The organism is Intestinibacter sp. (assembly GCF_022780145.1).
GTDB lineage: Bacteria > Bacillota > Clostridia > Peptostreptococcales > Peptostreptococcaceae > Intestinibacter.
Genome location: NZ_JALEXO010000033.1, coordinates 1 through 26,849, shown reverse-complemented (window position 1 = coordinate 26,849; position 26,849 = coordinate 1). Strand labels below are relative to the sequence as shown.

The 26,849-nt window shown below is 30.9% G+C and carries 26 protein-coding genes and 1 riboswitch; of the genes, 8 read left to right on the top strand and 18 right to left on the bottom strand.

The genetic code is table 11. From position 1 onward, the window contains the following. The 4 genes from MR593_RS01310 to MR593_RS01295 form a co-directional block, all read right to left on the bottom strand. Positions 1–907 (bottom strand): dipeptidase (locus tag MR593_RS01310; protein WP_290686139.1); only part of this gene is annotated, 907 nt, incomplete at its 3' end. A 26-nt stretch (positions 908–933) separates the two neighbouring features. Next, positions 934–1,689, bottom strand: a complete 756-nt coding sequence (locus MR593_RS01305; RefSeq protein ID WP_290686137.1) for a serine hydrolase — start codon at positions 1,687–1,689, stop codon at positions 934–936. Positions 1,690–1,801: 112 nt separating this feature from the next. Then, complete coding sequence (locus MR593_RS01300) at positions 1,802–2,290, bottom strand: hypothetical protein (protein ID WP_290686134.1); 489 nt, start codon at positions 2,288–2,290, stop codon at positions 1,802–1,804. Between the two features lie 81 nt (positions 2,291–2,371). Further along, positions 2,372–3,739 carry a hypothetical protein gene (locus MR593_RS01295; RefSeq protein ID WP_290686131.1) on the bottom strand — a complete coding sequence of 456 codons (1,368 nt, stop codon included), beginning with the start codon at positions 3,737–3,739 and terminating at the stop codon, positions 2,372–2,374. A gap of 229 nt (positions 3,740–3,968) precedes the next feature. Here MR593_RS01295 and MR593_RS01290 point away from each other — a divergent pair, with 229 nt between their 5' ends. Together MR593_RS01290 and MR593_RS01285 are read left to right on the top strand one after the other, a co-directional pair. Continuing rightward, on the top strand, positions 3,969–4,754 hold the full coding sequence (locus MR593_RS01290) for a threonine/serine exporter family protein (RefSeq protein WP_290686128.1): 786 nt from the start codon (positions 3,969–3,971) through the stop codon (positions 4,752–4,754). A gap of 4 nt (positions 4,755–4,758) precedes the next feature. Continuing rightward, positions 4,759–5,247: a threonine/serine exporter family protein gene (locus tag MR593_RS01285; protein ID WP_290686125.1), complete on the top strand. Its 489-nt coding sequence runs from the start codon at positions 4,759–4,761 to the stop codon at positions 5,245–5,247. 40 nt (positions 5,248–5,287) lie between these two features. Here the strand turns inward: MR593_RS01285 and MR593_RS01280 are convergent, their stop codons facing one another. The 8 genes from MR593_RS01280 to MR593_RS01245 form a co-directional block, all read right to left on the bottom strand. Next, positions 5,288–5,716: a SoxR reducing system RseC family protein gene (locus tag MR593_RS01280; protein ID WP_290686123.1), complete on the bottom strand. Its 429-nt coding sequence runs from the start codon at positions 5,714–5,716 to the stop codon at positions 5,288–5,290. Between the two features lie 12 nt (positions 5,717–5,728). Beyond that, entirely contained in the window at positions 5,729–6,022 is a 294-nt protein-coding gene (locus MR593_RS01275; protein WP_290686121.1) for a metal-sensitive transcriptional regulator, read from the bottom strand. A gap of 276 nt (positions 6,023–6,298) precedes the next feature. After that, positions 6,299–6,492: riboswitch (cobalamin riboswitch) on the bottom strand. 103 nt (positions 6,493–6,595) lie between these two features. Next, positions 6,596–7,690, bottom strand: a complete 1,095-nt coding sequence (dinB, locus tag MR593_RS01270) for a DNA polymerase IV (protein WP_290686119.1) — start codon at positions 7,688–7,690, stop codon at positions 6,596–6,598. A gap of 280 nt (positions 7,691–7,970) precedes the next feature. Next, positions 7,971–8,465 (bottom strand): STM3941 family protein, encoded by a 495-nt coding sequence (locus tag MR593_RS01265; RefSeq protein ID WP_290686116.1) that lies wholly within the window; start codon positions 8,463–8,465, stop codon positions 7,971–7,973. A gap of 79 nt (positions 8,466–8,544) precedes the next feature. Then, on the bottom strand, positions 8,545–9,714 hold the full coding sequence (locus MR593_RS01260; protein WP_290686113.1) for a hypothetical protein: 1,170 nt from the start codon (positions 9,712–9,714) through the stop codon (positions 8,545–8,547). 99 nt (positions 9,715–9,813) lie between these two features. Beyond that, positions 9,814–11,451, bottom strand: a complete 1,638-nt coding sequence (locus tag MR593_RS01255) for a hypothetical protein (protein ID WP_290686110.1) — start codon at positions 11,449–11,451, stop codon at positions 9,814–9,816. A gap of 40 nt (positions 11,452–11,491) precedes the next feature. Next, positions 11,492–11,932 (bottom strand): hypothetical protein, encoded by a 441-nt coding sequence (locus MR593_RS01250; RefSeq protein ID WP_290686107.1) that lies wholly within the window; start codon positions 11,930–11,932, stop codon positions 11,492–11,494. A 99-nt stretch (positions 11,933–12,031) separates the two neighbouring features. Continuing rightward, complete coding sequence (locus MR593_RS01245; RefSeq protein ID WP_290686105.1) at positions 12,032–13,015, bottom strand: hypothetical protein; 984 nt, start codon at positions 13,013–13,015, stop codon at positions 12,032–12,034. Between the two features lie 347 nt (positions 13,016–13,362). On the opposite strand from MR593_RS01245, the gene hydF reads away from it, so the two are divergent. The 5 genes from hydF to MR593_RS01220 all read left to right on the top strand — a co-directional run bounded on the left by hydF (position 13,363) and on the right by MR593_RS01220 (position 17,384). Continuing rightward, positions 13,363–14,586: a [FeFe] hydrogenase H-cluster maturation GTPase HydF gene (gene hydF / locus MR593_RS01240; protein WP_290686103.1), complete on the top strand. Its 1,224-nt coding sequence runs from the start codon at positions 13,363–13,365 to the stop codon at positions 14,584–14,586. Positions 14,587–14,596: 10 nt separating this feature from the next. Continuing rightward, positions 14,597–15,994 (top strand): aspartate ammonia-lyase, encoded by a 1,398-nt coding sequence (locus tag MR593_RS01235; protein WP_290686100.1) that lies wholly within the window; start codon positions 14,597–14,599, stop codon positions 15,992–15,994. Between the two features lie 159 nt (positions 15,995–16,153). Beyond that, positions 16,154–16,771: a TetR/AcrR family transcriptional regulator gene (locus tag MR593_RS01230; RefSeq protein WP_290686097.1), complete on the top strand. Its 618-nt coding sequence runs from the start codon at positions 16,154–16,156 to the stop codon at positions 16,769–16,771. Further along, positions 16,752–16,919, top strand: a complete 168-nt coding sequence (locus MR593_RS01225; RefSeq protein WP_290686094.1) for a hypothetical protein — start codon at positions 16,752–16,754, stop codon at positions 16,917–16,919. Before MR593_RS01230 ends, MR593_RS01225 begins: the two co-directional genes overlap by 20 nt. A gap of 42 nt (positions 16,920–16,961) precedes the next feature. Next, positions 16,962–17,384, top strand: coding sequence for a DUF998 domain-containing protein (locus MR593_RS01220; protein WP_290686091.1), 423 nt, complete (start codon positions 16,962–16,964; stop codon positions 17,382–17,384). A gap of 257 nt (positions 17,385–17,641) precedes the next feature. Here the strand turns inward: MR593_RS01220 and MR593_RS01215 are convergent, their stop codons facing one another. The 5 genes from MR593_RS01215 to MR593_RS01195 form a co-directional block, all read right to left on the bottom strand. Beyond that, positions 17,642–19,147 carry a DUF1846 domain-containing protein gene (locus tag MR593_RS01215; protein ID WP_290686088.1) on the bottom strand — a complete coding sequence of 502 codons (1,506 nt, stop codon included), beginning with the start codon at positions 19,145–19,147 and terminating at the stop codon, positions 17,642–17,644. Positions 19,148–19,385: 238 nt separating this feature from the next. Further along, the gene (locus MR593_RS01210; protein WP_290686085.1) at positions 19,386–19,586 is read right to left on the bottom strand and encodes a hypothetical protein; all 201 of its coding nucleotides are present in this window, start codon (positions 19,584–19,586) and stop codon (positions 19,386–19,388) included. A gap of 93 nt (positions 19,587–19,679) precedes the next feature. Next, positions 19,680–22,928, bottom strand: coding sequence for an FtsX-like permease family protein (locus tag MR593_RS01205; protein ID WP_290686083.1), 3,249 nt, complete (start codon positions 22,926–22,928; stop codon positions 19,680–19,682). A gap of 1 nt (position 22,929) precedes the next feature. Further along, positions 22,930–23,589 (bottom strand): ABC transporter ATP-binding protein, encoded by a 660-nt coding sequence (locus tag MR593_RS01200; RefSeq protein WP_334301802.1) that lies wholly within the window; start codon positions 23,587–23,589, stop codon positions 22,930–22,932. Between the two features lie 171 nt (positions 23,590–23,760). Further along, the gene (locus tag MR593_RS01195) at positions 23,761–25,419 is read right to left on the bottom strand and encodes a ribonuclease J (RefSeq protein ID WP_290686078.1); all 1,659 of its coding nucleotides are present in this window, start codon (positions 25,417–25,419) and stop codon (positions 23,761–23,763) included. Between the two features lie 135 nt (positions 25,420–25,554). On the opposite strand from MR593_RS01195, the gene MR593_RS01190 reads away from it, so the two are divergent. Then, on the top strand, positions 25,555–26,064 hold the full coding sequence (locus MR593_RS01190) for a YrvL family regulatory protein (protein ID WP_290686075.1): 510 nt from the start codon (positions 25,555–25,557) through the stop codon (positions 26,062–26,064). A gap of 52 nt (positions 26,065–26,116) precedes the next feature. Here the strand turns inward: MR593_RS01190 and MR593_RS01185 are convergent. Continuing rightward, a partial coding sequence (locus tag MR593_RS01185) for a M20 metallopeptidase family protein (protein WP_290686072.1) occupies positions 26,117–26,849 on the bottom strand: 733 nt, incomplete at its 5' end.

The following is a 26,849-nucleotide window of genomic DNA, read 5'->3' as shown; positions in this document are numbered from 1 at the left end:
CCTCCGTAAATCCTTCTTTTTTCATTTTTTTCGCTAAAATTTGCATTTTTGATGCGTTCTCTACCTCGACTCTACAGCTGATTCCGTCGAAGTCGCTTCCAAGACCGATACATTCGATTCCGCCTATATTCTTTATGTACTTCATATGAGCTATCATATCGTCTATTTTCGCATCAGAATTAGAAGTAGCGTTGTCGTCTAAGAAATAAGAGAAGAAATTAATTCCCATAACGCCTCCTCTATCAGCTAATCTTCTTATCATATCGTCTGTCAAATTACGTCTATTGTTGCACAATCCCCTCGCATTTGAGTGACTAGCGACAAAAGGCTTTTTAGTATTTTCTAATATATCGTAAAACCCTGCATCTGATAAATGCGAAACATCTATTATAATCCCTAGATTTTCCATCTCGTCTATAAATTCAAATCCAGTTTTTTTCAATCCTCTATCCACAATTAACTCGCCATCTATTATCTCATTAGGAAATCCGAGCTCATTTTCGTAATTCCAAGTCAGAGTCATCATCCTAACTCCTAGTCTATAAAAATTTCTAAGTATACCCAAATCTCCCTGACAGCAGGCTCCTTCTTCTATAGATAAAAGAGCTGACATCTTATTTTGCTCTGAATTTTTCAATATATCTTGATAAGACAATACCAATCCTATGTCGTCCTTATTAGCTTCAATCTGACTGTGAAATAAATCTATAATCTTCAAGCATTCAGATAGAGGCTGCTCTGATTTCATATTCGTATACGCAGCAAATACTTGGAGCATATAATCTCCTTTTTTCATCTTTTCTATATCTACATGTAAATTATTTCTTCTCAAATTAGCACGAGAATCTAGCCTTTTGCAATCTAAAATTTCCTTCATCGTATCACAATGCATATCTATCACTTTCATAATAAATTTTCCCCTCAATTTTAACACTATTTATTTTTCTTATAAATCTCAAGACTCAAATCCTGCATAACCCTCTCAAACTCAGGTACGTTTACTTCATTACCCAAGAAGCAAATTATAAATGGTTCTTCGCCTAAAACTATACCCACATCATGTGTAATATTAGTATCTTCACCAGTTTTATGAGCTATTTGAACCTTATTTTCTCCTGAACTCAAGAAAAATGATATTTTTCCGTTTAATCTTTGATTCTTTAGAACCTCCAGCATTTTAGCTGAAGCTTCCTTTGATACTAGAGTTCCATTATAAATTTTTTCTAGTAATAACGCCATATCTTCAGCACTTGTATAATTTTCCAATCCTTTGCTGGCACCTACTGAATCGAACATTTTTCGCTTCAATACAGTATTTTTCAGCCCATTTTCCTTTATAAAATCATTTATATTTTCTATTTTACATCTATCTATCAAAATATTTGTAGCGTAATTGTCGCTCAATATTATCATCAATGTGTATAAATCTTTTAATGTAACATTTAAACCTTCATCCATATAATTTAAAGCTCCACAAGAAGGAACCTTCTCCTCATCGCGAGTAGTAAATACTTCCTGCTCACTTATTTCTCCATTTTCTATTTCTCTAAAAACCTCACCTAAAACAGTTAACTTTATCAAACTAGCAGCTAACATAGGCTCCTTTTCATTATATGAAATCACTTCTCCTGTAACTAAATTTTTATAGTAAAACCCTACTTTTCCATTAATTTTAGATAATCTCTCCATAGTTTCTTCCTCCAAAATAGTATTCAATCAATATAAATACTATTATATCCTATAAATAATACATTTGGGCGGACAAACTGTACATAACAATGTACGCAAAAAAACTTCTTAATTATAAGAAGTCTTTGTAAACAAATAAACTGCTTTTATGTTTAACAGAAATCGCTTTTTCCTTTAAAAATCTAAATAAAGCTCCTAAAACAACAAGTAATGCACTAAAAATTATAAGAAAAACCACATATCCAAGCGATACATTTACAGAAAAATCAGTTATAAACGACATTGTAGGCATAAAGTAAAATTGCATCATCCAAATAGCCCAATAAGCTTCATCTATTACATAATGAGTATAGCTGGCGAAAAACAACAAAAATATTCCAAAACCAGAACCAAAAATTCCAACTATGAAAGATTCCTTGAAATTCAACTTATATCTATAACCTATATAAAAATTATATCCCAAGAAAATCTCTAGAAAAATATATCCTATTAAATTACTGATTTCTCCACAAGGAATTAATTTAAAATAAAAAAATGACAATATACATATAATTAAACTTCCAAAAAACAGCTTTCCACCGTATTTAATTATCCTCTCCATAAAGCCACCTCTAATCCCTTTATTTTAATATATTCTTAAAATAAAGGGATTGTGACTATTTTTTCTCATGTCCAAAATATATTAAATTATAAACATTGCAGCTATTGTAGTTACAACAAATCCTATAATTATAGGTTTGAAATTTCTCTTAGCTAACTCTATTGGACTTACGCCACAGATTGCAGCTGCTGAAATCAATCCCCAAGGAACTAAACATCCTCCACCTGTCCATATACCTGCTATTTGACCTAATGCACATAGAGCACCTACACTACCATCTATAGCTGTTCCAAATACATTCGCAAGAGAACCAACTAACGATATTCCCGAAAATCCAGATCCATCAAGACCTGTTATAGCTCCTACTACAGTTTGTATACTACAGACTGCAAATCTATTAAGCGGAATAGTATTTGATAGTGCTACACCTATATCAGATAACAAGCCCTGTGAATTAGCTGGCAATACTTCTCCTAAAACAGAAGTTATAGGCGCCACTTCTCCCATATAGAAGAATGCTGCTATAGGAATTATCGCCGCGAATATCTTGATTCCAAACACGAATCCTTCGATTATATTTTCACATGTGACATCAAAGCATTTTTTCTTGTGGTTCATCAAGTTGATGATTATGATAAGAAACACTGCTGTACCACCTAATAAAGCAGATGCATCTCCTCCTTTTAAATCAAATACACTCATCGCTACAATATCTAGTATAAATCCAATCAATACTAAAAATGTAGCTATTTTAGCATTTTTATTAAACTCTTTTATCTCCTCGTGTTCCACATCTTGCAGTTCTTCTCTAAACATTCCTTTTTTCAAGTCTTTTCTAAGCCCCCAAAAAGCCACAGAAATAGTAACTACCGCCATAATCCAATACAAAGGCATCCCTTGACTTATTACATCAAATACCTCAATACCAGCAGCACCTGCAGTAATAGCTGGTGCCCCTTGAATCACAAAGTCAGTAGATAAAGCCAATCCATGACCAAATAAATTAAGAGCCATCGCAACCCCTATTGCAGGAAGTCCCGCCCTCATGGCTACAGGCAAAAAAATCGCTCCAACTAAAGCCACAGCTGGTGTCGGCCAGAAAAACCAAGAAAGCAACATCATGGCTATACCGATTACAAAAAATGCAGTAGTAGGATTTTTTATGAATTTAGAAAAAGGTTTAATCATATAATTTATAGCGTGATTTGTCTCAAGAGCTTTAGATAAAGCTACCATTATAGATATAATCAATATTATCGGACCAAGTTCCCCCAAAGAAACAATAAAAGAATTGAATACTGCTCCTAATGACCCTGCAATATTATTAGTATAAAACAACCCCAGACAAAATATCCCTAAAATACAAGGTACCACAGTGTCCTTTTTCATAATCATAGTTATAAGAATTACGATTATGAATAAAATATAAATATAATGCGCTCCTGTCATATACTTTATTCTCCTTTTAAATTTTTAGATAATAGTATTATATGTTTATATTAATTTTTGGTTACATTTTAATATTTCCATTGATTTATATTTGATTAGTAGTATATTAAGATTTTGGGGCTATATATTTTTTATATTAAATTTATAATAATATTAATATAGTAGAGGTAAACAATTTATATTTTTTTTGATATAATCTAGTGTATATTAAAGAAGGGATAAAAATTTTATGAGAGAAGAATATCAATTAATACAAAAAAAAGAAATTTTAAGATTTGCTCTTTTTCTAGGTGAGCTGATGTTGACTAACGGCGTAGAAACTTCTCGTGCTGAAGACAGTGTCTTAAGAGTATGTGCTTCTCGTGGATATAGACATATTAATGTATTTACAACTCCTACATGTATAATAATTGCAGATGATAAATTCGATGGTTTATCATTCATGAGAACAATAAAGCGTAGAGGAATTGACTTAAATAAAATAGATTTACTAAATACTGTATCTAGAAATTTCGTTGAAAATCTAGATATGACTACTGAAGAAGCTATTAACGAACTCAAAAAAATAGCTACTCTTCCTCCACCATATAACATACTTCTATTTTATGCGGGAACTGCAATTGCGTCTGCTTGCTTTGCTTATTTACTAGGTGGTACAAGCATGGCTGACTTTTTACTTACTTTGATAATATCAGTTGTCGGTACTATTATATACAACGGAATTATGAAAATAAATTCCATGATGTTTATATCTACTTTAGTATCATCCTTTGCAATAGCTACCTTTGGAGTCGCATTTTGTGAAATAGGTATTCTACAAGATCCCAAAATGCTTATAGTCGGCTCTATAATGCCACTACTTCCTGGAGTTGCATTTGTAAAAGGGCTTAGAGATTTGATAGCAGGTGATTTAGTTTCTGGTGTTTCTCGCGTATTTGAAGCATTCTTAATCGCCGCCGCAATAGCTATCGGTGTAGGTTCTGTACTTGATTTTTGGATCAGATTTGGAGGTTAGATAGATGAACTTTTTTGATTTAATAACAAATTTTATATTTTCATTTGTTGCCACAGTAGGATTCTCCATATTTTTTAACGCACCAAAAAAATCACTAATTCCATGTGGTTTAATAGGAGGTATCGGATGGTCAACTTATATCGTGCTGTCTAATCTTACAAAAGTACCTCTGTTTTCTATGGTCATAGCTTCAGCTGTTATTTCTCTATCTAGTGAGATACTAGCTCGTAAATTAAAATATCCAGCAATCAGCTTTATAATTCCTGGGATACTTCCATTAGTTCCAGGGATTGGCCTTTATAACACAATGTACTCACTAGTCCAAAAGGATTATGTAGCAGCTGTAGCAACTGGAACTGATACTCTACTAAAAAGCGGCGGTATAGCAATCGGAATTCTTATAATCACATCTTTGACTAAGACGTATTATATATTGCTTGCAAAAATTAAAATTAGAAAATATAAACAAAATATGAATACAGATAAAATTTAAAAAAGGAGCCCAAATGTGGCTCCTTTCGTACATTTATATACTAAACTATTCTAACTATTACAGGAATATACTCTCTGCTATCTCTATATTTTTGGTCGTTTTTCTTCAAGTAAAGATAACTTAAAAGCGTACATAATAGTCCACATAAACCACTTATTACTTCTAATGGTCCCTTAAATGAAATAGCATTAAGTACAAAGAAACTAACTGCTGTTCCTAAAATTAAAAATATTAGCGGCATTACATATGCAAGCATTGTAGCCTTCATTACTTTTACTGTTTCCATACTAACTTCTACATGATCCCCTACTTTAGCTCCTATTTTATTATCAACTTCTACTACTAAGTCTTGAGTTTCTGAAGATAATTTTGCACATTTTCCACATGATGAGCACGCAGAATGACGTTGCATAATCATTTTAGCAGTCTTGTCATCTACTATTTCAATTATAAATCCTTGTTGATTCATCTAAATTTCCCCCTATTTTGTAAATTTCTTGATAGTATCCATCAATTCCTTAATTATAGCTTCATTGTCCTCTTTGTCGCCGTGTTTTAAGCTGTTAGATACACATCCTTTGATATGATTTTCAAGTATAATAGCACCGACATTGTCGATTGCAGATCTTACAGCTGATATTTGCACTAGTATATCTACGCAGTATCGGTCGTTTTCAATCATCTTTTGTATACCTTTTACTTGGCCTTCAATTCGCTTAAGCCTCCTATTAAGTGCAGCTTTATCATTTCCTTTAGCTAATTTTTTTTCACCCATTATTTACACCTCTTACTAGTGATATATATTATTATATCATTAAAAGTGTCAATTTAAATGTTTTTATTTTAACGTAAATACTATATCGTAAATTTAACTGTACCTACAAAAAAACACAATAAAATAGGACTCACAAATTGAATTAATGTTCTTTCATTATTCACAAAAAAAGAACCTTTTTCTTCGGTTCCAAAAAAATCTATAATATGTATATGTTCTGTCTAATTTCCGTACGTTATAAATAACCCATATTACAGTATTTCTCTCCCTCCGAAAGAGCATGTATCATTTTAGGCAGGTCTCCTGGCTCGGAATCACTCTACTAGCTTCTCCTTCCCGATTTAACAGTGGAGCTAAGTTCTCCAAAACCTTAAGCTTTCGTCATCCTTACAGTAGCGGGGGCTGCTGTGGCTTTTCACCACATTCCCTTTTAAGTATTGTTAAAATACACCTTGAACAATATTCAATTTATGAATCCTATTCTAAAATATCTACACAATAGCGTGTGTATTAATTATACCTTTTTTTACTAAATTTTTCAATAATTACAACTATTTTGAGCGATATTATTTTTTAATCTTTATTTTCCATATATTCAAATAAAGTTATATTGTGGTATGTTTCATCTACATCTATTAGATTCGACAATGTAACTCCAAGCAATCTTATTTGTAAATCTTTATCGTCTATATTTCTAAGTAAATTATATATATTTGTCCTTATATCTTCATGTGAGCTTATTCCAGAATTCAAGCTAGTACTTCTAGTTATCTGAGTAAAATCTTCAAACTTCACCTTAAGTGTAATAGTCTTTCCTAATTTATTTAAAAGTTTAATTCTATTGCTCACATCTAAACACAATTCATCCAATATATCGACTATCTCCTCTTCATCGAGTCTGTAATTATGGTCTAGAGTAATTTCTGAACCGACAGATTTTCGCTCTCTATATGGCTCAACAGGTCTGTTATCTATTCCCCTCGCAAAATTATAATATTGATATCCCTTACTTTTAAAAATTTTCTCCAATTCGTACAAACTCAATTGTCGCAAATCATAGCCATTTTTTATCCCCATTCTCTTCATAGTCTTCGAAGTAACCTTTCCAATTCCAAAAAATTTTTCTATAGGTAATTTGTCTAAAAACTCTTGAGCCTCCTCTGGCATTATAACAGTAAACCCATTTGGCTTATTGTAATCTGAAGCAAGCTTAGCTAAAAATTTATTATATGAAATTCCCGCCGAAGAATTTAGTCCTGTCTCCATCAATATATCCCTTTTTATAAATTTAGCTATAGTTGTAGCGTATTTTATCGGTATTTTGGGATTTGTAACGTCTAAAAATGCCTCATCTAGAGAAAGTGGTTCTACTAAATCTGTATATCTATGAAATATGTCTCTTATCTGATTTGATACTTTTTTATATACATCAAATCTAGGTCTTACAAAAATTGCATAGGGACATCTCTTTTGTGCAATTTTTGAAGGCATTGCTGAGTGAACACCGTATTCTCTAGCTTCATAAGAGCATGTCGCGACAACACCTCTGCTATTTGGACTTCCTCCTACTATGACTGGTTTTCCCCTTAAATCAGGATTATCCCTCTGCTCTACTGATGCATAAAAGGCATCCATATCTATATGTATTATTTTTCTAATTTCATCCATTTAAATCACCTTTTATATTTTAATTTTCCACGTAATTCCTTTTTGTTATACTTATTGTAATAATTATAAAAATAATATAAAATAAAAATATCCAGGGAATTAAGAATTCCTTACTCATAACCAAATTATTTTATTTACTTTATTAAAGAAGACCCTTTTTTTAAAAAGGTCTTTTTTCTTCTATTTTATACAATTTAAATATTCTATAACCAAATACTCTAACCTCTCTAAAATCAAAAAGATATAGAATACAAATATACCCTATATCTTCAAATATAATTTATTTTTTGATAAATTTACTGTAATATTTTTGAATGCTATTGTAAATATCATAAGGTTCCATTTCAAGACCATCTAAAACAATTAGTGCATCTCCTAATTTTTCATTTACTTTACCTTTGAATTTTACTCTTCTTCTATCGTTTTCATCTTTATGGTAATTTATTCCTAAAAAGAATGTATCGTATTTTTTCTTAGGTATTACACATATATATATTTCGCTTATCTTATTCCATTTAATAAGACCTGCACCTTTTATTATATTTTCCTTAATGCCATCTTCATTAATTATAATCGCAGCTTTTGGGAAAAATATACTATATAAAAAGTAAAGAGTTAGTCCAACGAAAAGTGCTATCAATGCTACTCCTAATGTGTGATCAACTTTATTGTTTTTAAGCATTATTACATACAACAATACTACGATTGAAAAAACTACAACATATGTAATTCTTTTAGCTTTATCTGGATTTATTATTATCTCCTTTTTGTTCAATTCTCTTCCCTCCCAAATTTAAATTCAATGTTAAGTATACCAAATATTTACATAATTGTCTTTATGTGTTTTAAAAATATTAAACCGACAATACCTCTTCGATTACTTCATCTATGTTTTTAGATTCGTCTTTTCCATTTTGAATTAAATATGTAATAATTAACATCGTATCTTTAAATCTTTCTCTGTAGTTACTTTGTATTATATCACAATCTACCTCACAACCATTTATCAGTAATTTTTCATTGTCTAATTCTATACTATCGATATAATCTACGCTTATCTCATCAAGCTCTTCATTTTTTAAATATAAATTTTTATCTGTGATTATAAATCCACCTTCACATGTTTTAAATATGGTATTATCAAATATTAAAAGAGGTATCTCGACTTCAATTTCATTATTATAATTATATAGTTTTTTACATTTTTCGAGTTTATCTTTAAATTTAAAATCTGACTCTATACTTATCATGCTTCTAAAAAATCTATTCTCATCTCTATTCAATATTTTTTCTATTGTCTTTTTAATTTTTTCCATTCTCTCCTCAAAGGAAATTGGGATTTCAGGTAATTTTATTATATTTTTTAATTCGCTTTCTATAAATTCTTCTGTAAAGCACGAATTATACTTATTTATTATCGCCTTAAATGAGCCTAATTCTTTAGCATCTAAATACAATATATTTTCTTTTTTACATAGAGCTTTATTTATTACACATTCATATTGTCCATTTTTTAATGTCAACTGATCGTCTACGATTATAAGCTCATCTAAATTTAATTTTCCATGTTTTTTCCCATAATCTTTTATCAAGTAATATATATAACTTTTTTTAAAAATTTTTTCAAAGCTATTTGTGAATTCCTTCTTGAGAAAATCCTTTAAGCTATCGTCTATATTTTTTAAAATCCTGTCGTGTAAAATATTTAACTGCGAAAAATTTCTCGCCTCCAAGAGTCTCATTTTTACACCCTGCTTTTCGCTTTCAAAGTATTTTTTTCTCTCTTCAGGTGACATATTTTCAATATCTATTTTTAAATCGTATATTTTATCGTCCTCATCAGATTCTACACTACTCGATGATACGTTCATTTTTTCTTGATTTAAAAGCTCTACTGCTTTGTCAAAAAAGCTCGCATCTACTATATTCTGACTGTAGAGCATTTGTAATTTTAGTATCAATTCATCGATATATTTTAACTTATCAAATTCAATATAGCTAAGAGTCCTATCAAATGATGTCATGTCCTTTTCACCTACCAATCATTTATATATAAGTTTATTATACAAAAATGAGCCCTATAATTCTATAATTTAGAGGGGCTCATCTATTTATCGTTATTTTTAATTTTGTTTTTTAGAGTAGAAATTATCAATTTCCTTTATAAGCTGTTCATTTCCTTTACTGAAAACTCTTTTTTGATATTGGACATTTTTATTTATATTTTTTAAATTTTGTACAAATGATTTTTTCTCTTTTAATTTTATGTACTCTAGTAAATCCTTTAGGTATCTAAACTTCATACTGTAACAAGCTTCTTCTCCGCTTATTTGAATATTTACATTGTAATAATCACAATTAAACATACAATTTTTTAAAACGGTATTCTTGATTACATCTATCTCATCCTTTAAATCGTCTATTATCTCGTCTGTGTTATTTAAATCTATTTCTATATCTCTGCATATCAAAATTTCTGCGACAGGATAATTTTTAATATCGATAGAAGATGTATTGTCGTATATGCGGTTACCTATTTTTATATTTTCTTCGTCGTTTATTTCTGCTAAATTCAATTTACTTATTATTGATTCTAATTTTGTAAATATAATAGATTCTATATCTTCACATTTTACAAAATCTCCATTTAATAAAATTTTATTATGTAACTCTTCAAGTGATTTTAAATCTTTGACATCACATATATCGTTTAACAATTCCTGTTCTATTCTCTGTATTTCCTTTTGAACTTTCATATCTATATAAACGTGGAGATCCTCATCTAAAAACTCTTCATTCTTGTTTATGAATTTTTCTAGTTCATCTAATGTAGATTTTTCATCTTTGTTTTCTAATATCTGCATCAATATTCCACTGTAATAATTTTTTAGGATTTCTTTATTACTATCGTATTTTAGCTCTATATCCCCAAAAACTTGCTCTAATTCAGATATATTTTTAGGATTTGAAGCATTTATTCTCTTTTCTAAAAATTTTTTTTCGTCAACTTCAAAATTTGCTTCATCTTTTTTATCTGGCATTTCTTTATTTATCTCTTCTATTATTCTATTTTTAAATCTTTTAAAATTTTCTCCACGAAAATCTAGAATTTCATTTTTCTTTATCTCTAAATTTAATCTATCCTGCAATTGATCCTCGCTGTATTTAGATTTAAATATAGGCAAAATATTTTGTCTCCACCAATCTCCTATATAGTCTACATCTAAATCGACATTTATATCGTATTTATCTTTATAATCGACGCTTAGTATATCTTCAAAAAGTATTAGCTCGTATAGATCACTGTCTGGTGAAATATATTCAAGATATATATTTTCGTCCTTTGATAAAATATATTTAAGGTAAAAATTAAACATATCGCTATTTAATTCTTGTTCTATAATTTTTAGCATTTTATCAAGTGTATCTTTATCTAGTGCATTTGGATTTATAACGTTGTAAATCCAATTAGTCATTTTACTCGTATCGTCTTGATTTTTCCACAAATCTTTAGAAATACATATATTATACAATTCATTTACAGTTATATAATTTTCTTCTGGACTACTTTTAGCTTCTATATCACCCCAAAATTCATTTTTGTCGTTTTCATCAAGACCTAATATATAATCTACTATAAATTCACTTTCGTAATCAGATACGCCTTCGTTTTTTTCAATAGATTTATTTGAAATATCTATTTTAATAGCATATTCAGACTTATTCTCTTTACTTTTTAATACAAATAAATTTTCTCCCATAATTAAAACCTTCTTTAAATTAATATTCTAAATTTTTTAATTAAACTAATCTAATATCTACACCTAAATTATACGGATATTCTAATTCTATTTTTATACTGTCGAAATCAGATATATAATACTTCTCACCCTGTTTCAAATCACTTGTAAAAGGAATTTTTATATCATCTTTTACAGAATATATATACGCCATTTCCTTTAGTATAATAGAGTCTAATCTCTTTATATAAATATATTTGCAATTAAATTCACTGTCTTCACCAAAGCAGTACTCTAAATTATTTTTTATTCCTATATATACGTAATTCGTATTCAATGAAAAATCTCTATCTTCTATACCGTTTACCACTGGAAATGCTACTATTCTATAAATTCCCCTCATATTTACATCATAATCACGTTTATTTTCACAATCCTCTCTTTTGATTTTATCTAAATATTCAAGGTCACTTTGTCTAAGCTTTTCTAGATAAACATTCATCTCCCCTTTCTCGCAATTCCATTTCCATTCAAATCTTATTTTATTTTTTGAACATAATTTAATTTTTTGACTATTTATCATGCTTTCACCACTAATATATCACTTTATTTCTCGATAAACTGTTCTAATCGTATTGTAAATTAAATCTATAAACAAATCCTCATCCACTAAATCTATAGCCTGTTCTAAGTTCAAGCTATATGGTAGCTTATCGTATATCTTATATATATTTTTTTCTATCGAGATATCTATTTTATCTTTAAATCTGTAATCACCAAAGACTAAATCACACATCAAATCCTCAACTATTTCTAAAGTATTTTCCTTTGATTTAATCAAATCATTTAATTCTTCAATATTTAAAAGCTGCGACTTTTCTATTTCCAATTCTATTAATCTTATTTTTTCATTTAAGATATGCTTTTCTAGCTCCAATTCAAAATATTCCTTGATATGTTCCATAAATAGATCTAAATCCTTTGTCTTATCAAATTCATATTCTATATTTGATTTATCACTTTTTCGATTTAATTCTTCAATCGTATTTGATTTTAAACTATTTAATGCTGATTTTAAATTTCCAACTAAAACATACAACGGTAATTTTTCTATTAAATCGAAATTTTCTAGATTTTTATTTGCATTCAGTTCAATATATCTTCTAAAGTAATTTTTTTCTCGAAAAATAATATTTTCTGCTTCTTCTATACAAAATTTTTGATCATTTTTTGTAAATCTACCGAATATATATTTTTTAGGAATTATAAAATCTATATTTTTGCTGTTTATAGGTATATTTTTTATATTCTCAATTAATTTATTTTTGCGATATTTTTTCATTAAATAGCTCTCTATTTCATTATTTATTACATTTGTATTCTCTACAAATTTGTCTAACAAATAATCGCCTAATTGACTTTCTATAAATTTTTTTAAATAATATAAGACAATATATCTAGGTAAATCGAATTTTTTACCATTTTTCATTTGAAAATCTCCGAAATCAGCTCTTCTTTGATTTTTATACAATTTATCTAAACATACGCTACACAATTTCAATATACCTTTTCTTTCAGTATTCATATTTAAATACCTCCAAAAGATTTTTCACTTAATAACAGTATAATTCATAAATGCAATAATTATCAACATGTTCAAATTATTAGCATATATCGAATTTTAAAATAATAATCCTTATATTTATACTTTTTATATTAATTTTTCCATTTATTGATAATTAAAAACTCACTGTGATATAATTACTTTATTGAAGTTATACACGAGAATTTCTTGTCTATAGCTATTTTATGAAAACCAAACTGATTCAAAGGATAAAATCCGAGGAAAAAGTCAAGGTATAAAATGTTATTTTAATTTGTATTTTCCTTGCTTTTTTTGCAAGGACATATTATTTTAAGGGGGGAATTTCGATGAGTTTAAACTCTACACCTTCTGCAGAACGTGTTCACATAGGTATATTTGGAAAACGTAATGCCGGTAAATCAAGTGTAATAAATGCAATCACAGATCAAAATTTAGCAATAGTATCAGATGTCAAAGGTACAACAACTGACCCAGTCTCAAAGGCAATGGAATTATTACCTTTAGGACCAGTTATTATAATAGATACTCCAGGGCTTGACGATGTCGGAGAGCTTGGAAAAATGCGTGTTCAAAAGAGTTATCAAGTTTTAAATAAGACAGACATAGCAATACTAGTCATAGACGGTACTCTAGGTGCGACACCTGAGGACAACGCTTTAATAGAAAAATTTAAAGAAAAGAAAATTCCATATATAATCGTAATGAATAAATTGGATTTAGTAAAAGACAAAGGAATGGACTTGGATATAGAAGACTCTCCTAACACTATATGGGTGAGCTCAGTAACAGGAGAAAATATATACGAATTAAAGGAATTAATCGCAAAACAAGCTCCTACAGATGAATCAAAATTCAAAATCGTCGGGGATTTGCTAGATCCGTCTGACTTTGTAGTGCTTGTAGTTCCTATAGACAAGGCTGCACCAAAGGGAAGATTAATCCTACCTCAACAACAAACTATAAGAGATATACTTGAAGCAGATGCAACTGCAATAGTAGTTAAAGAATACGAGCTTAGAGATACTCTAGCCAACTTAGGCAAAAAACCAAAACTAGTAATAACTGACTCTCAAGTTTTTGCAAAGGTTTCTGCTGATACTCCTAAGGATATATTGCTTACATCCTTCTCAATATTATTTGCCCGCTACAAAGGCGATTTAGAAGAAACTGTGAGAGGTGCAAAGGCTATAGAAACTCTAGAAGATGGAGATACAATTTTAATGTCTGAGGGATGTACTCACCACAGACAATGCGACGATATAGGTAGAGTTAAAATTCCTAGATGGATAATGCAACACTGTGGCAAACGACTAAACTTCGAATTTTCAAGCGGTACAGAATTCCCATACGACCTATCAAAATACAAGATGATAGTTCACTGCGGTGGATGTACTCTAAATGCTAGAGAAATGAAGTATAGAATAAAATGTGCACAGGATCAAAACATTCCTATAACTAACTACGGTATTTTAATCGCTTATATGCAAGGAATTCTACACAGAACAGTAGAAGCCTTCCCTCATATAGCTTATTTGTTGGAAGAAGAATAGGAGTGATTTTATGACAGACGACAACAAAACAGCAAAGAGAATAGAAAAGGATAAATTAGGAAAAGTAGCTATAGACCAAGACGCTCTTTACGGAATTCAAACGGCTCGTGCCCTTGAAAATTTCAAAATAAGCGACTCCAAAGTCAGAAAAGAACTTATTTACTCAATCGTAACAGTAAAAAAAGCCGCAGCAATGGCAAATGAAAAGGTAAAAGCTCTAGATAAAGAAAGGGCAAATGCAATAGTAGAAGCCTGCAATTTAATACTTGCAGGAAAATACGACGACAATTTTATCACAAATGCGCTTCAAGGTGGAGCTGGAACTTCAACTAATATGAATGTAAACGAGGTAATAGCTAATTTAGCTCTAAAAATTTCAGGAAGAGAACCTGGCGACTACGACTACATACATCCTCTAGATCACGTAAATATGGGACAATCTACAAACGATGTATACCCTACTGCTCTTAGAATTGCTTCTATAAATTTAGTCAGAGCCTTAAGCGATGAATGCAGTAAATTACAAGAAGCTCTACAACGCAAGGAAAATGAATTTGAATTTATAGTTAAGCTTGGAAGAACTGAAATGATGGATGCTCTACCTATTACTCTAGGTCAAGAGTTCGGCGCCTATGCACAAGCCATCGCTAGAGATAGATGGAGAATATACAAAGTCGAAGAGAGACTTAGACAGATAAATTTAGGTGGTACTGCTATCGGTACAGGTAGTAATGCCAATAAAATGTACACATTTAGAGTTATCGAAATAATAAGAGATTTGACAGGTATAGGTCTTGCAAAGGCTGAGTACCCTATAGATTTAACACAAAATAACGATGTATTTGTAGAGGTTTCAGGGCTTTTAAAGGCACTAGCTGTAAATATTATGAAAATAGCAACTGACCTCCGCATAATGAACTCAAAGCCATTTGGAGAAATTAAGTTGAGCGATATGCAAGCAGGAAGCACAATTATGCCAGGTAAAGTCAACCCTGTTATCCCAGAAATGGTGACTCAAGTCGCTATAAAGGTCATGGCAAACGACAGCGCAATCAGTATGTGTGCGGCAAATGGTAATTTTGAATTAAATGCTTTTATGCCATTAATTGCAGAAAGCCTTCTTGAGAGCTTGACTCTACTTACAGAGACTTTAAAAATATTTAGAACGAAATGCATAAATACTCTAACTGCAAATGAAGAAAACTGCAAAAAACATTTAGATAATTCAATTGTTTTACTCGCGACTGCTTTAGTTCCTTATATTGGATACGATATGGCGGCTGAGATTATATCAGAGAGCAATGAAAATCCTAAGCGAGTAAAAGAAATTGTACTAGAGAGAAAGTTAATGGATGAGGATAAGTTAAATGAAATTTTAAATTATCACCACACTATAACTTACTTATAAAATTTATAATAAACTAAATCTGTATATCTTCAGGAATAAAATTAATTGTGAAGGTATACAGATTTTTTTATTTAGTCCACTTATACCTCAACTTGATTTACAAAACTAACTAACGGTAGTATAATAGCTAATATAAATTAATTAATAGGAGGGGTCTTTATGGAGCGAAGAGAAGAAATTATTCTTGTTACACTAGAATTAGCGGCAAAAAACGGTTTAAGTGGTGTGTCTATGTCACAAATAGCATCTAAAATAGGAATAAAAAAGCCATCATTATACAATCATTTTAAATCTAAGGAAGAAATTATAGATGCAATGTATCAATATCTTAGAGATAAATCAAAAGAAAAGATGTCCCTTACCGATATTGATTACGGTGAATTTGTAAATGGAAAAACTTTAGAAGAAGTATTAACTCAATCAGTATCTAATTATATACGTATAAATGAGGATGAAAAAATGACATCTTTTTATAAAGTTATATATTCAGAGAGAGCGATAAACCCAATTGCAGCAAAAATAATGTCAGATGAGACAAAGCGAATGATTCTAACTACTAAAAATCTTTTTTATGCTTTACAGGTTCACAAAAAAGCCGACTTCGATGATGTAGATATGGCAGCAACTTCATTTGCTATGACAATTCACGCTATGATGGATTATAAATTAGATTGTTCTCTATCAGGTGAACAATTAAATCAAAATATGATACAAGAGTATATAAAATGGTTTTGTAAACAATATGGAGGGGTAGACGATGAAAAGAACATTGATTAACTATTTAGGACTTTTAGGTGTAGTTTCCCTATTATCATATACAGCAGCAGTAATTTTTTCACCATCGGCATATCCAGGCTACAACTGGATGGAGCAGGCTGTCAGTGATTTAAGTGCTAACAATGCACCTTCTAAAATGCTCTGGTAACAGTTTTCTTCACTATATGGGATATGCGGAATAATATCGATTATGATGGTTTGTGTATTTATTCAAGGGAAATTAAACAAAACTCTACGCATAGGAATTTATCTTTTTTCAGCGATGAATTGGGTATCTAGTGTAGGATATAAAATGTTCCCTCTTTCAGCTAGTGGAAATGCAGGTACATTTCAAGATGTGATGCACATATATGTTGTAACAGTTCTCGTTGTATTACTTTCTATAATTTCACTTATTGTTATTATGATTGGTGGATATCGAGATAAAAAATACCGTTCCTTGGCAGTTTGTGCAAGTGTAGCCTTGTTATTGATGTTTGCATGGGCAATTGGGGTGAACGTTGTTCCAAGAGAATACTTTGGTATCTTTGAGAGATTTAGTGTTTTTGCTGCAGCAGGATTTAATGCAATTTTGGGAATTTATTTATTTTATGGATTTCAAAATAAAAACTAAAGAAATTAAAAAGAAATATCATAAATTAAATTTAAAACAATTTACGATATTTCTTTTTTATTAAATATCAAAATTTAATTTTTTTCTAAAATACATTGACTTTTCATTAAAAAAATTATACAATAATATTCCACCTCAAAAATATGAGGTCTTTAAAATACTAATACTTACACGAATAAAAATAATAATTTATGGCCTTCTATTCTTCATAGAAGGCTCATTTTCTTTTATATCAAATCTATTTAAAATCAGCTCTTTTATACATAGTATAAGTTTTGAGAAGGATAAACAGCTTCACAAGTCACATCTATCCCTAATTTTCTAAATGTTTGTTCATCGTCCTTAGTAAGCATAGTAGTTGAATGAGCTTGTACATCTTTTAAATTTGCTAATTCATCCATAGCCATTTGTGCTGCTGGGTTTGTAACTGCACATATTGAAAGTGCTGTCAATACTTCTTCTAAACTAAGTGAAACTTGTCTGCTTCCTAGAGTTTCTGTTTTTAATTTTACAATTGGCTCTAATATAACTGGTGATATCAATAACATATCATCTGGAATATTTGCTAGATGTTTTATAGCATTTAATATTGCAGCTGCACTAGCACACATTAGTTCAGAGCTTCTTCCTGTGATTATTGTTCCATCTTCAAGCTCTAATGCCACAACTGAGCATATTTCATCTTTGTCTGAATTTGAATTAAGTTTTTCGCTGTATTCTCTAGCTGGAAGAACAACTCTTCTGTCTTCAGGTTTTAAGTTTGATTTTTCCATTATTAGAGACATAGTATCGTATGAACTCTTGTTAACTTCACCTTTTTTGTATTCGCATCCAGTTTTAAAGTATCTTCTGATTATTTCTTGTCTTGATGCTTCACATACTGCTTCGTCGTCGTATATCCCAAATCCAACTCTATTAACACCCATATCTGTTGGTGATTGGAAGATTGATTCTTTTCCTGTTATTTTTTCGATTATTTTCTTAAGAACAGGGAATAATTCCAAATCTCTGTTGTAGTTTGTAGCCTTTACTCCATATCTATCTAAGTGGAATGAGTCTAGCATATTTACATCTTTTAAATCTACAGTTGCAGCTTCATATGCCACGTTTACTGGATGATTTAAATGAAGATTCCAAACTGGGAAAGTTTCAAATTTAGAATATCCTACAGAATTTCCTCTCTTGTTTTCATGATATAATTGGCTCAAACAAGTTCCAAGCTTACCACTGTTTGGTCCTGGAGCTGTAACTACAACTATTGGCTTAGTAGTTTCTATATATGGATTTGCACCAAAACCTTCTTCACTAACTATAGTGTCTACATCAGATGGATATCCTTTAGTTGGAGCATGCTTGTAGACTTTTATTCCACGACGTTCTAGCTTGTTTATAAATACTGTAGTCGCAGGTTGTCCTTCGTATCTTGTTATAACTACGCTGTTTACGTCTAATTCATAAGTTCTTAAATCGTCTATTAATCTTAGAACCTCCATATCGTAAGTTATACCGAAGTCTCCTCTTTTTTTGTTTCTTTCTATGTCGCCTGCATAAACACAGATTATAACTTCTACTTGATCTTTTATATTTTGTAGAACTTTGATCTTTGCATTTTCGTCAAATCCAGGTAAAACCCTCTTTGCATGTAAATCTCCTATAAGCTTGCCACCAAATTCTATATACAGCTTATCGAAATTATCGACTCTCTCTAATATATATTTAGATTGTTGCTCTAAATATTTTTTTGCATCAAAACCTTGCTTCATACTTTAACACCTCTCTAATTTTTTATCTTTAAAATAACTCTCTACACATAAAAATTATATCTGCTCTTTAGGCAAATATTTAAATACTAATTACACAAATACTATTTATCACTAAGGTTATATTATACAATCCAGTTGAAATTATTTCAAGATTTTATTTATAATTATTTTTTATTCAAAAAAGAGAAGAACTAAGTCTTCTCTCTCTTGATATATACACAGCTGTAATTATAATTTATTAGCAGCAACCATCGTCGCCTATTTCACCACAACCACAAACTATTAATAATAATATTAAAAATGGTATCCATGAACATATATCTATATCAGCCCAGCAATCTTGGAATGCTAGGAATAGGAAGAATAATATTATTATCCACCATCCCATGCCAAAGAATCCTCCATCGCATCCACAGCCTCCAAAAAATCTATCTAACATATATTGTACCCCCTTGTTGCTTAAAATTTGTTTCTAAAATATATTATGAGGGGCGCTATGTTTTTGACATTGATTTTTGAAAAATAATTTTAATTAGTCTACTGATTTTAGAGATTCAACCATTTTTACTCGTTTTAGCTTGAAGTACATCACAAAGTTTACTATGAAAGAAAGAAGTACTGTTAAAACTGCCGCTATAACATAGCTCTTAGGGCTTATAATTCTACCAAACATCATCGATTTTATCTCGACAGTTACCATAATGTACTGGTGAAGTATTTTTCCAAGTCCAAGGCCAAATACTATACCTACTAAAGTCAATATGATATTTTCTCTGTAAATATACGCTGCTGTCTCGCCATCGTAGAATCCTAGAACCTTAATTGTTGCAATTTCTCTAATTCTCTCTGAAATATTTACATTTGTTAAATTGTATAAAACTACAAAGGCAAGTGCTCCAGCTGAAATTATTATAACTAAAACTACATAATTTAAATTTTTAATCGTGTTGCTAAATGTTTCTTTAGCTGCAGTGTTAAATACTACACCTGATACACCTTCTATTTGATTTATTTGCTCTGATAGATTGTCTTCTGATTTTGATGAAGTATCATTTAATGTACATAAAATCTTGTTATTAGATGGAGTATTATTAAATAGCTTATTATAATAATCCTTCGTCATATACGCATAGTGTGATAGATAATTTTCTGTTATACCAGTGACCTTTGCATCTTTAGTAATATCATCGCCATTTTTTAATTTTATAGTATCTCCTACTGACACACCTAATTCCCTCGCTGCTTTTTCAGTCAAAATTAATCCCTCATCATTGAGTGGAAGTTTTTTATGACCTACTCTTTCTCTTAAAGTGATAAATTTACTAAGTTCTTCTACGTTATCTGGTATTACAATTCTTACATCTTCACTTGCTTTATCAGTTTTGACTTCTCCATTTTCATATACAAATAATCCATATCCCTTAATTTTTCCATTTTCGTCTAAATTTGCAACTAAATCTTTAGTTTCTTTTTCAGTTATATTATTTGAAGCTGTTATTTCCATATCGTATTTGAATAACTCCCCGTATTGTCCTGATACTATCATTTGTATAGAGTCTCTTATTCCAAAGCCTGTGACTGTAAGAGCTGTACATCCAGCAATTCCAAGTACTGTCATTAAAAATCTCTTTTTATATCTGAATATATTTCTAAAAGTTACCTTACTTATAAAGCTCAATCTATTCCATATGAATCCTATTCTCTCTAGTAAAATTCTCTTACCATTTTTAGGTGCCTTAGGTCTCATAAGTGTAGAAGGCTCTTCTAGTAGTTCCTTTCTACAAGCAAAATATGCAGAAAGCGTAGTAACTAAAATAGCAACTAGCGTAATTCCGATTGCAAGCTTGAAGTCAATTGCAAACTGCATAGGCGGTAAGGTGTACATCATTCCATAAGCGTAGAAAATTACAAGTGGGAATACTGTAAATCCTATTATAAGCCCTAATATACTTCCTGCAATACTTGCACTAAACGCATATAGTATGTACTTTTTAGCTATGTCAAATACTGTGTATCCCAATGCCTTTAATGTTCCTATATTTATTCTCTGTTCATCGACCATTCTAGTCATAGTTGTAAGGCAGACAAGTGCTGCTACTGCAAAGAAAAATACAGGGAATATCTTAGCTAGGGCATCTATACTATTTGCACAGCCTTCGTACTCTACAAATGATCTATGGCTATCTCTATCTAAAACATACCATGTCGGATGTTCTATTTTGTTTATTTCTTTTTGAGCATCGTCGATTTTCTTTTTCGCCTTTGACAATTCTTTTTCTGCTTTTTCTTTATTTTTATCTAGAGTTTTTTGCCCATCTTTTAATTCTTGTTCTCCATTTTCAATTTTTTGCTCTGCTTTTTTTATTTCTGCATTAGCTGTTTGTTCAGATTGTTTTAATTTAGCCTCTGACTGTTTTATTTTAGCTTCACTCGAATCTAGCTTTTGCTTAGTTTGACTTAATTGATTTTCTCCGTCTTTTAAAGCTTGTTTTTGTTTAGAAAGTTCACTCTTACCTGATGATATTCCTAGAGTTAATTGTTCTAAATTAGAATTCATAGTGTCTAATTGGTTTTGATAGTATGCCTTTTGTTCTTCAGGTAGAGTTGGATCGCTTAATGCAAGATTTATTTGAGCTATTCCTTCTTCTAGCTGTGATTTTTGTGCTTCTAATTCCTGAATTTGTGTCTCAGCCTTTGCAAATTCCTTTTCAGCAGTTGCTTTTTTCTGATTAAATTCCTTTAATGCACTTTGATATTGTTTTTTACCTGATTTAAGTTGCTTTTTAGCATCTTCTATTTGAGCTTTTCCGTTTGCTATTTCTCTCTTTGCCTTTGCTTTTTGAGATTTTAATTCAGCCTTTCCATCCTCCAGCTCTGTTTTAGATTTGTCTATTTTATCCTGTGCATCCTTTAATTCCTTCTCGACCTTTTGTTTATTTTCTTCATATTCTTTTTTAGCATCATCTAGCTCTGCTTGAGCTTCTGATACAACTTGATCGTATCTAGCGTCTATTCGTTCATCTGTAATAGCATCTATATCATCTACAACAGAATCGATAAGCTCTTGATATTCATCTGAGTACGTATCTAGTTTATCTGATCCTTTTACAGTTAAATAAATATCAGTATATACATCTAATTTAAAATCGTCATCCAAAATCATCATTGCTCCTTGGATTTTTCCACTTCCTATAGATGTATTTCCCTTTTCATGTGACAAATAGTAAGGTGTATTTACATACCCTACAACCTTGTATTGTTTTTTATTTAAAGTTTCACCGATATCCTCATCTGTACCAGAGCTAAGAGTTATAGTGCTTCCTATAGGATAATTTAAAAATTGATATTTTGATTTTTCAATTACACATTCTCCGCTTTTTTGAGGAAGTCTTCCTTTGACTACATTTAGTCGGTTCATGTAGTTTTCATTATTTTGTTCTACATCCTCTAAATTTATGCTCTGAATTTGAACTACACTGTCTTTGTCATTGTAATTTGAAATTGCATCGATAGAATATGTTCCTTTGATCCCATCGACATTTTTGATCTTCTTAAGTGCATCTACATCGTCATCTGTAAGTCCCAAAGTAGATGTAACTCTAATATCCATCAAATTATAATCATCATAGTAGGAATCAGATGTCTTCTCCATAACTAGTGGAGATGCTTTTATTCCTGAGAAAAATGCAACTCCCAATGTAACAATTAGTAAAATAGAAATAAATCTTCCCTTAGAATTTTTTATATCCCTTATAAAGTCTTTTGTAAGTGCGTTTTTCATATTACCATTCAATCCTTTCTACAGGAGTTGGATTTTCGTTTACGACTACGCTTTCTATTTTACCATTTTTTACTCTTATTACTTTGTCGCCCATAGGTGTTAGCGCTAAGTTATGTGTGATTATTATTACTGTCATCTTCATTTTTCTACATGTATCTTGTAGTAATTTTAAAATTGATTTTCCTGTGTTGTAATCCAGTGCTCCAGTCGGCTCATCACATAGAAGAAGCTTTGGATTTTTAGCGAGAGCCCTTGCTATTGCCACCCTCTGCTGTTCTCCACCTGATAATTGCGCTGGGAAATTATCTTTTCTATCGGCTAAACCTACAGCCTCCATGACTTCATCTATATCCAGCGGATCTTTACAAATTTGAGTAGCCAATTCTACATTTTCCTTCGCTGTTAGATTTTGAACTAGATTGTAAAATTGAAATACAAATCCAATATCGTATCTTCTATAAGTAATCAACTCTTTATTTGAGTAATTGTTGATGTACTTATTGTCGACTATAATTTGACCACTGCTAGGACTGTCCATACCACCTAGTATATTTAGTATAGTACTTTTCCCAGCACCACTTGCACCTGCAACTACTACGAACTCTCCTTTATCAACAGAGAAGTTTACTCCACTTAACGCTTCTATCTTGACTTCTCCCATCTGATAAACCTTTTTTACATCTTTAAATTCAATGTATTTACTCAATATCTTTCCCCTCTATTCTCTAAATTTTAAATTATTTTTATAGCAATTATATCTAAGTAATTATTATACTATTTTCATTACTCTTTAATAATAACTTATTTTTTTTTATAAGAAAATCTTTATTTTTTATACATCCATTATTATAGGAAATACGCTTGGTCGTCTTTTAGTTTTTTCAAATAACAATAGCTCAACTGATTTTCTGACACTGGTTTTTAATACTTGCCATTGAGTCGATTTATCATCTAGACATTCTTCTATTTTTTGTCGTGAAATTTCCTTTATTTCATTTATTAAGTTCTCATTTTCTCTAGCGTATATAAATCCCCTAGTTATTACATCTGGCCCTGAAGCTAGATAAAAATTATCTTTATCTATTGCAAATACGATTATCACCATACCGTCTCTAGCAAGATTTCTCCTATCTCTTAAAACTATATTTCCTACATCGCCTACACCTATTCCATCTACGTATAAAACTCCAGTACGAACCTTGTCAGCTACGACAGCTTTGTCCTTTGTTATTTCAAGTACATCTCCTGTCTCTAGCTTGAATATATTTTCTCCCTTCATTCCCATTTTTTTAGCTAGATCCTCGTGGTGTTTTAGATGGCGATATTCACCGTGAACCGGCATAAAATACTTAGGCTTTGTGATAGAGTGAATTAGCTTTAGCTCCTCTTGATACGCATGTCCAGAAACATGTACGTCTTCTAAATCTTCATATATTACCTCGGCACCTTTTTTGTATAGCTGATTTATGACCTTGGAAATCATCTTGTCGTTGCCTGGAATAGGAGATGCTGAAATTATAAATAAATCATCTGGCTCTAAAGTTATCTTCTTGTGAGTACCATAAGCAATCCTAGAAAGTCCCGCCATCGGCTCTCCTTGGCTTCCAGTAGTTATTATAGTTATTTTAGGACTATAACTATCTATCTCATCTAAATCAATTAAAGACTCCTCTGGTATATGCAGATACCCTAACTCCATAGCCACATTGCTTACATTTTCCATGCTCCTTCCGCTGAAGCATATTTTTCTATTTTCTCTCAAAGAGGCATCTACTATCTGTTGAATTCTATGTATATTAGATGCAAATGTAGCGACTATTACTCGTCCCTTTGCATTATTTAGAATTCTATTTAAAGTTTCGCCTATTGTCCTTTCTGACAGAGAATGACCACTTCTATCTACATTAGTGCTATCTGCCATTAACAGCAAAATTCCCTCTTCTCCTAATTCTGAAAATCTATTTAAATCCATAACTCTTCCATCAATTGGAGTATAGTCGATTTTGAAGTCGCCAGTATGAACAACTGTACCCAATGGAGTAAAAATAGCCAGTGAACAAGAATCTGCTATACTATGTGTAGCTCTTATAAATTCTACACTTAATTTATTAAAATTTACTACATCTCCTTCTTTAACAGGAATTAAATTTGCCGTATCAATTAGCTTGTGCTCTTCTAATTTACATGCAATAAGCCCAATAGTCAGACGAGTTGCGTATATATCCATATTTAACTGTCTTAAAATATACGGTATTGAGCCTATATGATCTTCGTGCCCATGAGTTATGAATAATCCCTTTATTTTATCCTTATTTTCTAATAAATAAGTTATATCTGGAATAACTAAATCTATCCCCAACATATCATCGTCTGGAAATGAAACTCCACAATCTATTACTATTATCTCATCCTCATATTTTATCGCTGTTATATTCTTGCCTATCTCACCTAATCCACCGAGTGGAATTATCTTTAATGTATCTCTTTTCATGCTACTATCCTCGCTAAATTTCTAATAATTAATATTTATTATTATCAATTTTCGCTTTTATATTACTCAGAATTACAAAATACTGTTTAACATATGATATAATTTCTTATACAATTAATTTTTTAGGAGGTGCCTATGCAAGATAACATTCCAGAAAAAGAATTGACAAGAGAAGATTTAGAAAGAGAATTTGCAAAAAGAAAAGATCTACAGAGGCTTATAAGAATCTTAAAAATCCTAAAAGCCATAAATTGGATAAAAATACAGATAAACTTCAGTGTGGCATACTACATAGGTCTATTATTTTTAGGTGGCTCAGCATTCTCAATCTTAGGATTAGAGTACAACACTCTTTCATCTCTAATAAGATTCCTGACTATTTACTTCTTCGTAACTATTCCTACAGACTGGGTATTCGATGCATTCTTTGACATCGTAAAAGAAAGAAAAATCATATCAGATTCACTGTACAAATTATTGTACATAATGACAGACATCCCTCTAAATATGGTAATCATAGGAATTATAGAATCCCATTTAAGCTATGTTTGCTGCTCTATGGGCACAGCATTTTTATTTTGTGTAATCTATTCAATAGTTACTTTAGCTATCTTTGACGACGGCTGTATCTATCTTAGAGATTAATTTCTCCAAAAATAGAGGAGCTAAATCTAAATACAGCTCCTCTATTTTTTATTTAATTAAAACGCAGTACATTTAAAACGTGCATAATTGTTCCTACACTAAGACATCTCTCGTCTATATCAAAATCAGCTGTATGTATAAGAGAAGTTATGCCATTTTCTTTATTTCCACATCCGACATGGAAAAACGCTCCCTTACAGTTTTCAAGAAATAAAGAAAAATCCTCCGCTCCCATAGATGGATAATCCTTGTATACAAAACTGTCCTCTCCCAAAAATTCCTCTGCATTTGACTTAACAATATCGACCATATCTCTGTCGTTTATAAGCGCATTATATCCTCTTCTCGCTCTCAACATAAATTTCGCCTCGCATCTATATGCAGCTGCTGTATTTTCAACTATTTCAGTGGCTCTTTTTACCATAAAATCTCTTTCCTCTTTGTTTAAAGTTCTAAGTGTTCCCTGTATCTCGACGTGGTCACAGATTACATTTCCAGCATCTCCACCTTTGATTTTGCCTAAAGTCAAAACTCCCATCTCATGTGGAGCTAAATTTCTACTGACAATACTTTGAAGTGATGTTATTATTTGAGCCGCTGCAACTAGAGCATCTATACCGTTTTGTGGATAAGCTCCATGACCTCTTTTTCCATTTACCTCGATTAAAACTGAATTACTGCTGGCGTTTAGAGTGTCGTATTTAGACTCTATTTTCCCTACCTCTAAATATGCTTGGACATGTGCTCCAAACATGAAGTCTACGTGTGGGTTTTCCATAAGACCG